Raw genomic sequence first — 14,313 nt, forward strand, 5'->3', positions numbered from 1 at the left:
CCCACTTCCACCCCAAACCCAGGCACCCACACAAACCTGAAAAGTTTTTCGGATCGCGTTGAGTCGATCGCCGAGCCCACACGTAGTGATGGGGGAGGGAGCCACACAGGGTCTCGACCGGGAGGTTCGGGTGCGCGAGGATGCGGCCGTGGCAGATAGCCGTCAGCACAGGGCTCGACATCGCAGCGAGCGACCGCGCGCCGAGAAAGCGACCCCCGACGAGGAGTTGATGCGCGCGCTCTACAGAGAACACGCGGGACCGCTGCTCGCCTATGTACTCCGTCTCGTCGCCGGCGACCGCCAGCGCGCCGAGGACGTCGTCCAGGAGACGCTCATTCGTGCCTGGAAGAACGCCGGTCAGCTCAATCGGGCGACCGGCTCTGTCCGCCCCTGGCTGGTGACGGTCGCGCGACGCATCGTCATCGACAACCATCGCAGCCGGCAGTCCCGGCCGCAGGAGGTCGATCCGTCACCGCTGGAGGTCATGCCCGCGGAGGACGAGATCGACAAGGCGTTGTGGCTGATGACGCTCTCCGACGCACTCGACGATTTGACTCCCGCCCACCGGGAAGCACTTGTCGAGACGTATTTCAGAGGGCGTACCGTCAATGAGGCGGCGGAGGTGCTCGGCATACCCAGCGGGACCGTCAGGTCCCGGGTCTTCTACGCACTGCGCTCGATGAAGCTCGCACTGGAGGAACGAGGGGTGACGGCATGACGACGCACGACCGGCACTCCGAGCACGACGCCGTGGGCGCCTATGTACTCGGCATCCTGGACGATGCGGAAGCCACCGCCTTCGAGGCCCACCTGGCGTACTGCGAGTTCTGCGCCGCCCAGCTCGACGACATGGCCGGCATGGAGCCGATGATGGCGGCGCTGGCCGAATCCCCCGGACCGCCGCCGAGGCTGACCGAGCCGAGCCAGCAGCTGTTGACCCGGCTGACCGACGAGGTCGCGGCGGGCCGCGCCCGGCGCCGGCGCCGCGGGCTGTACCTGGTGGCGGCGGCCGCCGTACTCGTGATCGGCGGCCCGGCCGTCGCGGTGGTGGCGACCTCCGGCAACGACCAGGGCCGGCAGATCGCGGGAGAACCGCACCCCACGAGCCCGGCCGAGGACGCGTTCTTCAACCACATGGAGGAGAAGATCGTCGCGACCGACGCCTCCACCAAGGTCAGCGCGACGGTCGGCATGGAGAAGAAGGCGTGGGGCACCCACACGGTCCTGGAGCTCAAGAACGTCAAGGGCCCGCTGAAGTGCAGCCTGATCGCCGTCTCGAAGGACGGCAAGGAGGAGACGGTGACGAGCTGGGCCGTCCCGAAGTGGGGCTACGGCATCGCGGGCAGCACGCACGAGATGGCGAAGAACCCGCTGTACGTCCACGGCGGCGCGGCGATGGACCGCGGCGAGATCGACCATTTCGAGGTCCGCACCTTCGACGGAAAGCGCCTCGTCGAGGTCCGGGCGTGACGGCGGGGCGCGCGTAGCCCGGCAGAATCCCGACAGATCACCACAATCGCCCGCTCCTGACAGGTGCGGTCGCCGCCCACCGTCGCGTACGGTTGACGGCTGCCCGCAGCACGTCAGAAGGGGGCCTCGGTGGCCGCGCAGGATGCCGCTGTCGATTCCGTGAATTCCGTGGCCGACTCCTCCTCGCAGGAGTCGGCACGGAGCCGCGAGATCGGTGTGGAACAGGATCATCTGGATCAGGTGTACCGCCGTCTGGAGGAGAAGATCCACGAGGCGGAATTCCTCATGAACGACGCCGCCAAGCGCGGCCAGGTCGGTACCCCCGGCGCGCTCGCCGAGCGGGACGCGCAGGTCTTCCGGGCCGGAATCCACCTCAACCGGCTCAACAACGAGTTCGAGGACTTCCTCTTCGGGCGCATCGACCTGCTCCGGGGCAAGGACGGCGAGAAGGGCCCGGACGGCGCGTTCACCTCGGTGGAGCCGGCCGACGACGCGGTACGCCCCGACCTCACGGCGGACATCGCGGAGACGCTGCACATCGGGCGCATCGGCGTACTGGACTCCGACTACTCCCCGCTGGTCATCGACTGGCGGGCGCCCGCCGCGGCGCCGTTCTACCGTTCCACGCCCAAGGAGCCCGGCCGTGTCGTACGCCGCCGGGTCATCCGCTCCAAGGGCCGCCAGGTCCTCGGCGTGGAGGACGACCTGATGCGCCCGGAGCTGACGGCCACGCTCGACGGCGCCGTGCTGCCCGTGATCGGCGACGGCGCGCTCATGGCGGCCCTCGGCCAGGCCCGCAGCCACACCATGCGCGACATCGTGTCGTCGATCCAGGCCGAGCAGGACCTGGTCATCCGCGCCCCTGCCGCCTCCGTCACGGAGGTGTCCGGGGGCCCTGGCACCGGCAAGACCGCCGTGGCCCTGCACCGCGCCGCGTATCTGCTCTACCAGAACCGGCGGAAGTACGCGGGCGGCATCCTCATCGTGTCCCCGACGCCGCTGCTCGTGGCGTACACCGAGGGCGTGCTGCCCTCGCTCGGCGAGGAGGGCCAGGTCGCGATCCGCGCGGTCGGCTCGCTGGTCGACGGCGCGGAGGCGACGACGTACGACGAACCGGCCGTCTCCCGCGTCAAGGGCTCCTCTCGGATGCTCAAGGTGCTGCGCAACGCGGCGCGCGGCGCCCTGGACGCGCCGCCCGCCCCGGCCCCGGCCGAGGACGGCCAGCTGGCCTTCGGCGACGAGGAGCAGCAGGAGGCACCGGCGGCCGAGACCCCCACCCGCCTGCGCGTGGTCGCCTTCGGCCAGCGGGTGGAGCTGAACGCCGACGAACTGGACCGCATCCGCCACAACGTCCTCAGCGGCACCGCTCCCGTCAACCTGCTGCGCCCGCGCGCCCGCAAGCTGCTCCTGGACGCGCTGTGGTCGAAGTCCAGCGGCCGGGGCCGGTACACGGACCAGGAGCTGATCGCCGAGCTGCGCTCCGGCTTCGACGAGGACATCTCCACCGAGCAGCACTTCATCGACTTCCTCGACGCCTGGTGGCCCGAGCTGACCCCGCGCCGCGTGCTCGCCGCCATGGCCGACGAGAAGCGCCTCGGCCGCTGGGCCCGCCGCGCCCTGAACCCGCGCGAGACCCGTCGCCTGGCCCGCTCCTGGCACCGCCTGGACGCGGAGGGCAACGGCCCGCTGTCCGTGCACGACGTGGCGCTCCTCGACGAGCTCAACACCCTGCTCGGCACCCCCGCCCGCCCCAGGCGCAAGCGCGAGTACGACCCGCTCGACCAGCTCAGCGGCCTCGAAGAGCTGATGCCGCAGCGCGAGGAGACGCAGTGGGAGCGGGCCGAGCGGCTCGCGCAGGAGCGCACCGAGTACGCCCATGTGATCGTCGACGAGGCGCAGGACCTGACGCCCATGCAGTGGCGGATGGTCGGCCGCCGCGGCCGGCACGCCACCTGGACGATCGTCGGCGACGCGGCGCAGTCCTCGTGGACCGACCCGGACGAGGCGGCCGCCGCCCGTGACGAGGCCCTGGGGGCCCGTCAGCGCCGCCGCTTCACCCTCACCGTGAACTACCGCAACCCGGCGGAGATCGCCGCGCTGGCCGCCAAGGTCCTGGAGCGCGCCATGCCCGGCATGGAGTCGCCCGCCGCCGTCCGCTCGACGGGCGTGGAGCCGCGCTTCACGGCCGTACCGGGAGCCGGGGGCACCGAGGGGCTCGCCCGGACCACCCGCGAGGAGGCGCAGCGCCTCCTGGACCGCGTGGACGGCACGGTGGGCGTGGTCGTCGCGATGAACCGGCGCGCTCAGGCCCGCAAGTGGCTCGCGCCGCTCGGCGACCGGGTGGTGGCGCTCGGCAGCCTGGAGGCCAAGGGACTGGAGTACGACGCGACGGTCGTCGTGTCGCCGGCCGAGATCGCCGAGGAGTCCCCGGCCGGCCTGCGGGTGCTGTACGTGGCGCTGACGCGCGCGACGCAGCAGCTCACGGTCGTCGCGGGGGAGCGGGACCGGCCCGACGCGGACGGAGTGCCGGCCCTGCTGCGGGACTGAATCCGGGCCGGCCCGTCATCGGGGAATCACTTCCCGGGGTGGTTTGTTAGCCTGGGGGTGGCACCGGCTCGATCCAAGCCCCCGGGCCCAACCTTCGTCGCTTCGAGCGACCACTTGCCGCGAGGCGAGCATGGCGGGTCGGTGCCACCTGATCTTGGTGCATACATACAAAGAAGAGGTCCGCGGTTCCCTCGGGTACCGCGGGCCTCTTCTGTTTCACCTGCGGTTCTCGTATGGTGGAAAACACTTTCCGAAAACTAAATGACCGCATTACCTGCTACCCGCAGGTAGGTGCGACCATCGGAAGGCGTTGCCGGGCAACAGTCACGGCCGCGCAGCAATGAAGCCAGGAAAAGCAGAGGAAGTCGGCCATGGCAACGGCGCCCAGCGTCTCGTACTCGATGACGGTCCGGCTGGAGGTCCCCGCGAGCGGGACCGCGGTCAGCCAGCTCACCACGGCCGTCGAGTCCCACGGCGGGTCCGTGACCGGCCTCGACGTGACCGCCTCCGGCCACGAGAAGCTGCGGATCGACGTCACGATCGCGGCGACCTCGACGGCGCACGCCGACGAGATCGTGGAGGGCCTGCGCGGCATCGAGGGCGTGACCCTGGGCAAGGTCTCCGACCGTACGTTCCTCATGCACCTCGGCGGCAAGATCGAGATGGCGTCCAAGCACCCCATCCGCAACCGTGACGACCTTTCGATGATCTACACGCCGGGCGTCGCCCGGGTGTGCATGGCGATCGCCGAGAACCCCGAGGACGCCCGCCGCCTGACCATCAAGCGCAACTCCGTCGCCGTGGTGACGGACGGCTCCGCGGTGCTCGGTCTGGGCAACATCGGCCCGATGGCCGCGCTGCCCGTCATGGAGGGCAAGGCGGCCCTCTTCAAGCGCTTCGCCGGCATCGACGCCTGGCCGATCTGCCTGGACACCCAGGACTCCGACGAGATCGTCGCGATCGTCAAGGCCATGGCCCCCGGCTTCGCCGGAATCAACCTCGAGGACATCTCCGCGCCCCGCTGCTTCGAGATCGAGGCGCGCCTGCGCGAGGCCCTCGACATCCCCGTCTTCCACGACGACCAGCACGGCACCGCGATCGTGGTCCTCGCCTCGCTGACGAACGCGCTGCGCGTCGTCGGCAAGTCGATCGGCGACGTACGGGTCGTCATGTCCGGCGCCGGCGCGGCCGGTACGGCCATCCTCAAGCTGCTGATCGCCGCGGGCGTCAAGCACGCGGTCGTCGCCGACATCCACGGTGTGGTGCACGCGGCCCGCGAGGACCTCGTGGACGCGACGCCCGAGTCGCCGCTGCGCTGGATCGCCGACAACACCAACCCGGAGGGTGTCACCGGCACCCTCAAGGAGGCCGTGGTCGACGCGGACGTCTTCATCGGCGTCTCCGCCCCCAACGTGCTGAACGGCGACGACGTCGCGGCGATGGCGGACGGCGCGATCGTCTTCGCGCTCGCGAACCCGGACCCCGAGGTCGAGCCGGCAATCGCCCGCCAGACGGCGGCCGTTGTGGCCACGGGCCGCTCCGACTTCCCGAACCAGATCAACAACGTGCTGGTCTTCCCCGGCGTCTTCCGCGGCCTCCTGGACGCCCAGTCCCGGACCGTCAACACGGAGATGATGCTCGCCGCCGCGGCCGCCCTCGCGGACGTCGTCACCGAGGAAGAGCTGAACGCGAACTACATCATCCCGTCCGTCTTCAACGACAAGGTGGCGGGCGCGGTCGCCGGCGCCGTCCGTACGGCGGCGAAGGCCGTCGGCTCCGCTGTGACGGGTTCCACGTCCGCCTGACCCCTCCGGCGGGGATCACCCGGCGCGTCGCGGGTCGCGGGGCCTCCCGGGCCCCTCTAGGGTGGCGGGCAATGAGCCCGCAGGACCCCTGCAGAGCCCTGCGGTCCGCTTCCGGCAGCGGACGGAGCGTCACCAAGTCGAGGCTGTGGCGCTTTTCGTGTGACTCCGGAGGGTGCCGGATTGGCTTTCCCGCCGCTGGTGGGGGCAGGATGCGTATTTGGGCGCGAGGGTCTGACGACAGACCCGGGTCCGGGGACTGTCCGAGGGCCCTGGCAGCATCGGCTTCGATCTCACGCCTTACAGGCAAGAAGAACACGGGAGTACAAACATGAACCGCAGTGAGCTGGTGGCCGCCCTGGCCGACCGCGCCGACGTGACCCGCAAGGACGCCGACGCCGTGCTGGCCGCTCTCGCCGAGACCGTCGGCGAGATTGTCGCCAAGGGCGACGAGAAGGTCACCATCCCCGGCTTCCTGACCTTCGAGCGCACCCACCGTGCCGCTCGCACCGCTCGTAACCCGCAGACCGGCGACCCGATCCAGATCCCGGCCGGCTACAGCGTGAAGGTCTCCGCGGGCTCCAAGCTCAAGGAAGCCGCCAAGGGCAAGTAACACCCAAGGCAGTCCCGAAGGGGGCGGACGTCCGGAACACGCCGGGCGGCCGCCCCCTTCGGCGTACCGCACGGCTGCCTCGCCGGTGGAGGGCCGCAGGGGCCCGGCCGCTCCCGGGAAGCCGGGCCGGCCGTCGTACCGCCGCAGACGGCCGCTCACGGCTTTCCGTCGCCGCCGGAGACCGGACCGCAGGCAAGAGGTTTACGTCCGGTGAAACTGGTAAGGCGCGCGATCGCCGACTCAGCGACCCAGGAGTAGACCGTGCGCGAATCCCACCCGGCCCGACCGAGCCGCTCCCTCCTCGTGGTGGGCGCCGCCCTCCTCACGGCGACCCTCGCCGCCAGCCTCGGCACGGCGCCGGCCTCCTCGGGCGACGACGGCCAGGCTTCGAAGGGCTCCTCGGTGTCGGCCGAGAGGGAATGAGCGGGCCCACGAGGCCCCGGCGGCACGGAAAGGGGCGGCCGTCCGGTGAACCGGACGGCCGCCCCTTCGGCGTGACGGGAGATCCTCAGACGAGCGCGCCGCCCGGCAGCTCCACCTTGGCGCCGAGCTCCACGAGCTTCTCCATGAAGTTCTCGTAGCCGCGGTTGATCAGATCGATGCCGTGGACCCGGGACGTGCCCTGGGCCGCGAGGGCCGCGATCAGGTACGAGAAGCCGCCGCGCAGGTCGGGGATGACCAGATCGGCGCCCTGGAGCTTCGTCGGGCCGCTGACGACCGCGGAGTGCAGGAAGTTGCGCTGCCCGAAGCGGCAGTCGGAACCGCCGAGGCACTCGCGGTAGAGCTGGATGTGCGCGCCCATCTGGTTCAGCGCGGAGGTGAAGCCCAGGCGCGACTCGTACACCGTCTCGTGGACGATGGACAGCCCCGACGCCTGCGTCAGGGCGACGACCAGCGGCTGCTGCCAGTCGGTCTGGAAACCGGGGTGCACGTCGGTCTCCAGCGCGATCGCGTTGAGCGGGCCGCCCGGGTGCCAGAAGCGGATGCCCTCGTCGTCGATCTCGAAGGCGCCGCCGACCCGGCGGTAGGTGTTGAGGAAGGTCATCATCGAGCGCTGCTGGGCGCCGCGCACGTAGATGTTGCCCTCGGTGGCGAGCGCCGCGGACGCCCAGGAGGCCGCCTCCAGGCGGTCCGGGAGCGCGCGGTGGTTGTAGCCGCCGAGCGAGTCGACACCGGTGATCCGGATGGTCCGGTCGGTGTCCATGGAGATGATCGCGCCCATCTTCTGCAGTACGCAGATGAGGTCCTCGATCTCGGGCTCCACGGCCGCGTTCGACAGCTCGGTGACGCCCTCGGCCAGCACGGCCGTCAGGAGCACCTGCTCCGTCGAGCCGACCGACGGGTACGGCAGCCGGATCTTGCAGCCGCGCAGCCGCTGCGGGGCCTCCAGGTACTGGCCGTCGGCGCGCTTCTCGATCGTCGCGCCGAACTGCCGCAGCACCTCGAAGTGGAAGTCGATCGGCCGGCCGCCGATGTCGCAGCCGCCCAGGCCCGGGATGAAGGCGTGGCCGAGCCGGTGCAGCAGCGGGCCGCAGAACAGGATCGGGATGCGCGAGGAGCCCGCGTGCGCGTCGATGTCGGCGACGTTGGCGGACTCGACGTGGGACGGGTCGAGGATCAGCTCGCCCGGTTCCTCGCCGGGCCGGACCGTCACGCCGTGCAGCTGGAGAAGTCCGCGTACGACGCGCACGTCCCGGATGTCGGGCACGTTGCGCAGTCTGCTCGGACCGCTGCCGAGCAGCGCGGCGACCATCGCCTTCGGCACCAGGTTCTTCGCGCCGCGGACGCGGATCTCGCCCTCGAGCGGGGTGCCGCCGTGGACAAGCAGTACATCGTCAGTGCCGGTCATGGATCTCGCGTTCCGGAGTTGTCGGACAGGTGGCCAGAGAAAAGAGTAAGGGGCGACTACCCCTGTGCCGTAAGGCCAAGGGGGGTGCGCTCATGTCATGAATCAGACACAACACGCTCCGCACAGCCGCCTCTGCGGAGGGTGACGTTCCGGCTGTGCGCGCTCCCACTGCTGCGATGCGCCCTGAGCTGCGCACGCTCCCTCACCGCCGTCCGCTCCCCCCGGAGGGGCAATGTGCGGGATCATGTCTGCCATGACGGAGGTGTCCTCGCTCACAGGACGGCTGCTGGTGGCCAGCCCGGCCCTGGCGGACCCGAATTTCGACCGCGCGGTGGTGCTCCTCATCGACCACGACGACGAGGGCTCGCTCGGTGTGGTGCTCAACCGCCCGACGCCGGTGGGCGTCGGCGACATCCTGCTGCCCTGGGCGGGGCTCGCGGGAGACCCGGGCGTCGTCTTCCAGGGCGGCCCCGTCGCGCTCGACTCCGCGCTGGGTGTGGCGGTGATCCCCGGCGACGAAGGCTTCCCGCGTTCCCGGCCGCGCTCCAGCAGGGCGGACCCCGTCGGCTTCCGGCGCGTGTACGGCGCGATCGGCCTGGTCGACCTGGAGGCCCCGCCGGAACTCCTCGCGGCGGCGCTCGGCTCGCTGCGGATCTTCGCCGGCTACTCGGGGTGGGGACCCGGCCAGCTGGAGGAGGAGCTGAAGACCGGCGCCTGGTACGTCGTGGAGTCCGAACCCGGCGACGTGTCGTCGCCGGAGCCCGAGAGCCTGTGGCGGGCCGTACTGCGCCGGCAGCGCAGCAAGCTGGCGATGATCGCGACCTATCCGGACGATCCGAGCCTGAACTGATCGCGCCGGGGGTGGGTACCCTTGGACGCCATGAGCACTCTTGAGCCCGAGCCCGAGCGCGGGGCAGGTACGGGGACCCTCGTCGAGCCGACGCCGCAGACCTCGCGCGGCGACGGAGACCACGAGCGGTACGCCCATTACGTCCAGAAGGACAAGATCATGGCGAGCGCCCTCGACGGCACGCCCGTCGTCGCGCTCTGCGGCAAGGTCTGGGTTCCGGGCCGCGACCCGAAGAAGTACCCCGTCTGTCCGATGTGCAAGGAGATCTTCGAGTCTCTGGGCGCGGGTGGCGACAAGGACAAGGGCGGCAAGGGCGGCAAGGACGGCGGCGGCAAGAAGTAGCCCCGAGCGGTAGGTACGGGACGGCCCCCGCGGCGCGCATCGGCGCGCCGCGGGGGCCGTTCGCGTTGCACGGGGTGCTCCCGCCGGTCACAAGGTGGTGGAGAGGTGGTTCAGACCTCTTGTCGGCTCGCGGGGGCCGATCTAGATTCCTGCCTGTTGTGCAGCGCGAAACCGACGTTGCGTATGTTGCAACGTCGACTTGACAGGAGTCCCAGGATGAAGCTCTCCGCCCGCCTGGCCGTGCCCGCGGCCGGCTTTGTACTGGCCGGCCTGGCCGGTCTCACCGCCACCGCCTGTGCCCCGCAGACCTCCGACACCAGCGCGAAGAACGACGAGAAGAGCGGCACGCTGCGCGTCTGGCTCTTCCAGGAAGTGAGCAACGGCCCCAAGCAGAAGGTCGTCGACCGTGCCGTCGACGCCTTCCGGGCCCGCCACGAGGGTGCCGACGTCGAGATCGAGTACATACCGGTCGAGACCCGCGCCCAGAAGATCAAGGCCGCCTTCAACGACCCGAAGAGCGCCCCCGACCTGATCGAGTACGGCAACACCGACACCGCCGGATACGTCAAGGACGGCGGACTCGCCGACATCACCGAGGAGTTCGGCGCCTGGCGCGACGCCGAGGACACCGACCCCACGGCGAAGCAGTCGGTGACCGTCGACGGGAAGGTGTACGGCGCCCCGCTCTTCGTCGGCGTCCGCGCGCTGTACTACCGCACCGACGTCTTCGACGACCTGGGCCTGGAGCCGCCGAAGACGCAGGCCGAACTCGTCGCCGCCGCGAAGCGGATCCGTGCGGAGAAGCCCGGTCTGTACGGGCTGGCGGTCGGCGGCGCCTACACGTACGGCGCGATGCCCTTCATCTGGGCCCATGGCGGCGAACTCGCCGAGGAGAGCGGCGGAACGTACACCTCCGCCATCGACAGCCCGGCCGCGCGCAAGGGCATCAAGGCGTACACCTCGCTCTTCGGTGACGACAACTGCCCGGCCGCCAAGTGCGCCGAGATGGGCGGCAACGACACCGTCACCGCCTTCGCGTCCGGCAAGGCGGGCATGGTGATCGGCGGCGACTTCAGCCGTGCCGCCGTAGAGGCGGGCACGGTGAAGGGCAAGTACGCGGTGGTGCCGCTGCCGGGCGTCAGGGCCGGGGAGATCGCCCCCGCCTTCGCGGGCGGCAACAACCTCGGCGTACTGAAGAGCAGTTCGCACCGCACGCTCGCCGTCGGCCTGATGAAGGAACTGGCCGGCAAGAAGACGCAGGCAGAGCTCTTCGACGCGATGGGCTTCCTGCCGACGTACACCGACGTGCGCGAGAAGGCCGCCGGCAAGGAGCCGTTCATCGAGCCCTTCATCAAGACGCTCGCGGCGGGCGCCAAGGCGGCGCCGGCCTCCGCGGGCTGGGCGCAGATCGACTCCTCGCTCGTGCTGCCGACGATGTTCCAGGAGGTGGTCAGCGGCCGCAAGGACGTCGAGGCGGCCTCCGGGGACGCGGCGCGCAAGATGAACGACGCGTTCGGCGCGGCGCGTTGAGCGGTACGACCGCGGCCGCACGGCGCGGCGGCGGGTGGACGCCGTGGCTCTACCTCGCACCCGCCCTCGTCGTGCTCGGCGGCCTGCTCGTCTACCCGATCTACCAGCTCGGCCTGATCTCCTTCCTGGAGTACACCCAGGCGCAGGTCAGCGGCGGCGAGCCGACCACCTTCAAGGGCCTGGGCAACTACGCGACCCTCTTCGAGGACCCGCAGTTCTGGCAGGTGCTCCTCGCGACGGTCGTCTTCGCGGCGGCCTGCGTCCTGGCGACCCTGGCGGTCGGCTGCGCGCTGGCCGTGCTGCTGACGCGGGTGCGGGCCGTGCCCCGGCTCGCGCTGATGACGGCCGCGCTCGGCGCGTGGGCCACTCCGGCGATCACCGGGTCCACCGTCTGGGTGTTTCTCTTCGACCCGGACTTCGGCCCCGTCAACAAGGTGCTGGGCCTGGGCGACCACTCGTGGACGTACGGGCGCCACAGCGCCTTCGCGCTCGTCCTCCTCGAAGTCGTCTGGTGCTCGTTCCCGTTCGTGATGGTGACCGTGTACGCGGGCATCCGGGCGATCCCGGGAGAGGTGCTGGAGGCGGCGTCCCTCGACGGGGCCTCGCAGTGGCGGATCTGGCGGTCGGTCATGGCGCCGATGCTGCGTCCGATCCTGGTCGTCGTCACCATCCAGTCGGTCATCTGGGACTTCAAGATCTTCACGCAGATCTACGTCATGACCAACGGCGGCGGCATCGCCGGCCAGAACCTCGTGCTCAACGTCTACGCCTACCAGAAGGCGTTCGCCTCCTCGCAGTACAGCCTGGGCTCGGCGATCGGCGTCGTCATGCTGGTGATCCTGCTCGCGGTCACGCTTGTGTACCTGCGGCTGCTGCGACGTCAGGGAGAAGAGATATGACCTTCGTACGCCGTCCCTGGCGGCTCGCCGCGGAGGCGTCGGCGCTGCTGATCGCGCTGATCGTGGCTTTTCCGCTGTACTGGATGGTGCTTTCCGCGTTCAAACCGGCGGGTGAGATCCAGTCGACCGAGGCCCGGCCGTGGACCCTTTCCCCGTCCCTCGACTCCTTCCGGCGGGTATTCGAACAGCAGGAATTCGGCCGCTATTTCCTCAACAGCCTGCTCGTGGCGTCGGTCGTGGTGATCGCCTCGGCGCTCATCGCATTCCTGGCGGCCACGGCGGTCACCCGATTCCGCTTCAGGTTCCGCACCACCCTCCTGATCATGTTCCTCGTCGCGCAGATGGTGCCGATCGAAGCGCTGACGATCCCTCTTTTCTTCCTCATGAGGGACTTCGGGCAGCTCAATACGCTCGGCTCGCTGATCCTGCCGCACATCGCCTTCTCGCTGCCCTTCGCCGTGTGGATGCTGCGCGGCTTCGTGAAAGCCGTTCCCGAGGCGCTGGAGGAAGCGGCGTACATCGACGGCGCGAGCCGCTCCCGCTTCCTGTGGCAGATCCTTTTCCCGCTGGTCTTCCCGGGCCTTGTCGCGACGAGCGTCTTCTCCTTCATCTCCACCTGGAACGACTTCCTCTTCGCCAAGTCCTTCATCATCAGCGACACCTCGCAGTCGACACTTCCGATGGCGCTGCTGGTTTTCTTCAAGCCCGAGGAGAATGACTGGGGCGGGATCATGGCAGCGTCGACGGTGATGACCGTCCCGGTGCTGGTCTTCTTCGTACTCGTACAGCGACGCCTGGTCTCGGGGCTGGGCGGAGCGGTTAAGGACTGACGCCATGCTCGATCTGGTACCGGCTCCCGGAGCCGCTCCCTGGGCGCCCCCCGCCCAGGGCCACTACCCCCTCGGCCACGACACCGCCCTGTTCGCCCGGCCCGGCACCGAGGGCGTCGCCCGCTGGCTGCGCGCCACGGTGGGCGCCGCCACCGGGCTGCCCCTGCCCGACGGCACCGGCGCCCACACCGAACGCGACAGCGGCGGCAACCGCGTCGAACTGCGCGTCGACCCCGGGGTGGAGCAGGACCTGGGCCCGGAGGGCTACCGCCTCGTCGTGGACGGCTACCTGGTCCTTATCGAGGGCGGAGGCCCGGCGGGCGTCTTCTGGGGCGCGCAGACACTGCGTCAACTGCTCGGCCCCGACGCCTTCCGGCGGGCGCCCCTCGACCCGGCCCGCCAGTGGTCCGTACCGATGGTGGCCATCGAGGACAGGCCGCGCTTCGCCTGGCGCGGCCTGATGCTCGACGTGGCACGCCACTTCATGCCCAAGGACGGCGTGCTGCGCTATCTGGACCTGCTCGCCGCGCACAAACTCAACGTCTTCCACTTCCACCTCACCGACGACCAGGGCTGGCGCGTCGAGATCAAGCGCCACCCGAAACTGACCGAGACCGGCGCATGGCGGGCGCGCACCAAATACGGCCACCGGGCTTCGGACCTGTGGACCGAGACACCGCACGGCGGTTACTACACGCAGGACGACATCCGCGAGATCGTCGCGTACGCCGCCGAACGGCACATCACCGTCGTCCCCGAGATCGACATCCCGGGCCATTCGCAGGCGGCCATCGCCGCGTATCCGGAACTCGGCTGCACGGACGCCCCCCTCTCCGTCTGGGACACCTGGGGGATCAGCCAGAACGTGCTCGCCCCCACCGACCACACCCTCCGCTTCTTCGAGAGCGTCTTCGAGGAGGTCCTCGACCTCTTCCCCTCCACCTTCGTCCACATCGGCGGCGACGAGGCGTCGAAGGACCAGTGGAAGCGGTCCCCGGCCGTCCAGGCGCGGATGAAGGAGCTGAACCTGACGGACGAGGAGGCACTCCAGTCCTGGTTCGTCCGGCACTTCGACACCTGGCTCACCGAGCGCGGCCGCCGCCTGATCGGGTGGGACGAGATCCTCGAAGGCGGCCTCGCGCCGGGGGCGGCCGTCTCCTCCTGGCGCGGTTACGCCGGCGGGATCGCCGCCGCCCGGGCCGGGCACGACGTCGTCATGTGTCCCGAGCAGCAGGTGTACCTCGACCACCGCCAGGACGGCGGCCCCGACGAGCCGATGCCCATCGGGTACGTCCGCACCCTGGAGGACGTCTACCGCTTCGAGCCCGTACCGCCGGAACTGACGCCCGAGGAGGCCCGGCACGTCCTGGGCACCCAGGCCAACGTCTGGACCGAGGTGATGGAGAACCAGAGCCGGGTCGACTACCAGACGTTCCCCCGCCTCGCCGCGTTCGCCGAGGTCGCCTGGGCGGACCTGCCGGCACCCGCCGAACGCGACTTCGCCGGCTTCGAGGCGCGCATGGCGGCCCACTACAAGCGGCTCGACGCGCTCGGGGTCGACTACCGCCCACCGGGCGGCCC

Annotated in this window: 13 protein-coding genes; 12 read left to right on the forward strand and 1 reads right to left on the reverse strand. The window is 70.3% G+C overall.

Translation table 11 applies throughout. The features are described from left to right. Nucleotides 1-88 precede the first annotated feature (88 nt). The 6 genes from E2E34_RS21170 to E2E34_RS35540 all read left to right on the forward strand — a co-directional run bounded on the left by E2E34_RS21170 (nt 89) and on the right by E2E34_RS35540 (nt 6,855). Nucleotides 89-718 carry a sigma-70 family RNA polymerase sigma factor gene (locus E2E34_RS21170; RefSeq protein WP_189716016.1) on the forward strand — a complete coding sequence of 210 codons (630 nt, stop codon included), beginning with the start codon at nt 89-91 and terminating at the stop codon, nt 716-718. Beyond that, nucleotides 715-1,470, forward strand: a complete 756-nt coding sequence (locus E2E34_RS21175; RefSeq protein ID WP_138903503.1) for an anti-sigma factor family protein — start codon at nt 715-717, stop codon at nt 1,468-1,470. The genes E2E34_RS21170 and E2E34_RS21175 overlap by 4 nt, the downstream gene beginning before the upstream one ends. Nucleotides 1,471-1,599: 129 nt before the next feature. Continuing rightward, nucleotides 1,600-4,017, forward strand: a complete 2,418-nt coding sequence (locus tag E2E34_RS21180) for a HelD family protein (protein ID WP_425573386.1) — start codon at nt 1,600-1,602, stop codon at nt 4,015-4,017. Nucleotides 4,018-4,388: 371 nt separating this feature from the next. Next, entirely contained in the window at nt 4,389-5,822 is a 1,434-nt protein-coding gene (locus E2E34_RS21185; protein WP_138903505.1) for an NAD-dependent malic enzyme, read from the forward strand. 328 nt (nt 5,823-6,150) lie between these two features. Further along, nucleotides 6,151-6,432 carry an HU family DNA-binding protein gene (locus E2E34_RS21190; protein WP_028815325.1) on the forward strand — a complete coding sequence of 94 codons (282 nt, stop codon included), beginning with the start codon at nt 6,151-6,153 and terminating at the stop codon, nt 6,430-6,432. 261 nt (nt 6,433-6,693) lie between these two features. Then, nucleotides 6,694-6,855 carry a hypothetical protein gene (locus tag E2E34_RS35540; RefSeq protein WP_167518341.1) on the forward strand — a complete coding sequence of 54 codons (162 nt, stop codon included), beginning with the start codon at nt 6,694-6,696 and terminating at the stop codon, nt 6,853-6,855. Between the two features lie 85 nt (nt 6,856-6,940). Here the strand turns inward: E2E34_RS35540 and murA are convergent, their stop codons facing one another. Then, a complete protein-coding gene (gene murA / locus E2E34_RS21195; RefSeq protein WP_138895473.1) occupies nt 6,941-8,281 on the reverse strand; it encodes a UDP-N-acetylglucosamine 1-carboxyvinyltransferase in 1,341 nt (446 codons plus the stop codon). Nucleotides 8,282-8,534: 253 nt separating this feature from the next. Here murA and E2E34_RS21200 point away from each other — a divergent pair, with 253 nt between their 5' ends. The 6 genes from E2E34_RS21200 to E2E34_RS21225 all read left to right on the forward strand — a co-directional run. Beyond that, nucleotides 8,535-9,131, forward strand: a complete 597-nt coding sequence (locus tag E2E34_RS21200; protein ID WP_138903511.1) for a YqgE/AlgH family protein — start codon at nt 8,535-8,537, stop codon at nt 9,129-9,131. A gap of 30 nt (nt 9,132-9,161) precedes the next feature. After that, a complete protein-coding gene (locus E2E34_RS21205) occupies nt 9,162-9,473 on the forward strand; it encodes a DUF3039 domain-containing protein (protein ID WP_138903506.1) in 312 nt (103 codons plus the stop codon). 216 nt (nt 9,474-9,689) lie between these two features. Further along, nucleotides 9,690-11,003, forward strand: a complete 1,314-nt coding sequence (locus tag E2E34_RS21210) for an extracellular solute-binding protein (RefSeq protein ID WP_138903507.1) — start codon at nt 9,690-9,692, stop codon at nt 11,001-11,003. Further along, nucleotides 11,000-11,902, forward strand: coding sequence for a carbohydrate ABC transporter permease (locus tag E2E34_RS21215; RefSeq protein WP_138903508.1), 903 nt, complete (start codon nt 11,000-11,002; stop codon nt 11,900-11,902). Before E2E34_RS21210 ends, E2E34_RS21215 begins: the two co-directional genes overlap by 4 nt. Further along, nucleotides 11,899-12,732 (forward strand): carbohydrate ABC transporter permease, encoded by an 834-nt coding sequence (locus E2E34_RS21220; RefSeq protein ID WP_138903509.1) that lies wholly within the window; start codon nt 11,899-11,901, stop codon nt 12,730-12,732. The genes E2E34_RS21215 and E2E34_RS21220 overlap by 4 nt, the downstream gene beginning before the upstream one ends. Nucleotides 12,733-12,736: 4 nt before the next feature. Beyond that, nucleotides 12,737-14,313: beta-N-acetylhexosaminidase (locus tag E2E34_RS21225; protein ID WP_138903510.1), on the forward strand; the 1,577-nt coding region annotated here is incomplete at its 3' end.

It is taken from the genome of Streptomyces albidochromogenes, from assembly GCF_005981925.1.
In the GTDB taxonomy this organism is placed as follows: Bacteria; Actinomycetota; Actinomycetes; order Streptomycetales; family Streptomycetaceae; genus Streptomyces; species Streptomyces albidochromogenes.

Coding starts and splice junctions, on each gene's coding strand:
- E2E34_RS21170 (WP_189716016.1), top strand. CDS start 89: ATGGGGGAGGGAGCCACACAGGGTCTCGACCGGGAGGTTCGGGTGCGC.
- E2E34_RS21175 (WP_138903503.1), top strand. CDS start 715: ATGACGACGCACGACCGGCACTCCGAGCACGACGCCGTGGGCGCCTAT.
- E2E34_RS21185 (WP_138903505.1), top strand. CDS start 4,389: ATGGCAACGGCGCCCAGCGTCTCGTACTCGATGACGGTCCGGCTGGAG.
- E2E34_RS21190 (WP_028815325.1), top strand. CDS start 6,151: ATGAACCGCAGTGAGCTGGTGGCCGCCCTGGCCGACCGCGCCGACGTG.
- murA (WP_138895473.1), bottom strand. CDS start 8,281: ATGACCGGCACTGACGATGTACTGCTTGTCCACGGCGGCACCCCGCTC.
- E2E34_RS21200 (WP_138903511.1), top strand. CDS start 8,535: ATGACGGAGGTGTCCTCGCTCACAGGACGGCTGCTGGTGGCCAGCCCG.
- E2E34_RS21205 (WP_138903506.1), top strand. CDS start 9,162: ATGAGCACTCTTGAGCCCGAGCCCGAGCGCGGGGCAGGTACGGGGACC.
- E2E34_RS21210 (WP_138903507.1), top strand. CDS start 9,690: ATGAAGCTCTCCGCCCGCCTGGCCGTGCCCGCGGCCGGCTTTGTACTG.
- E2E34_RS21220 (WP_138903509.1), top strand. CDS start 11,899: ATGACCTTCGTACGCCGTCCCTGGCGGCTCGCCGCGGAGGCGTCGGCG.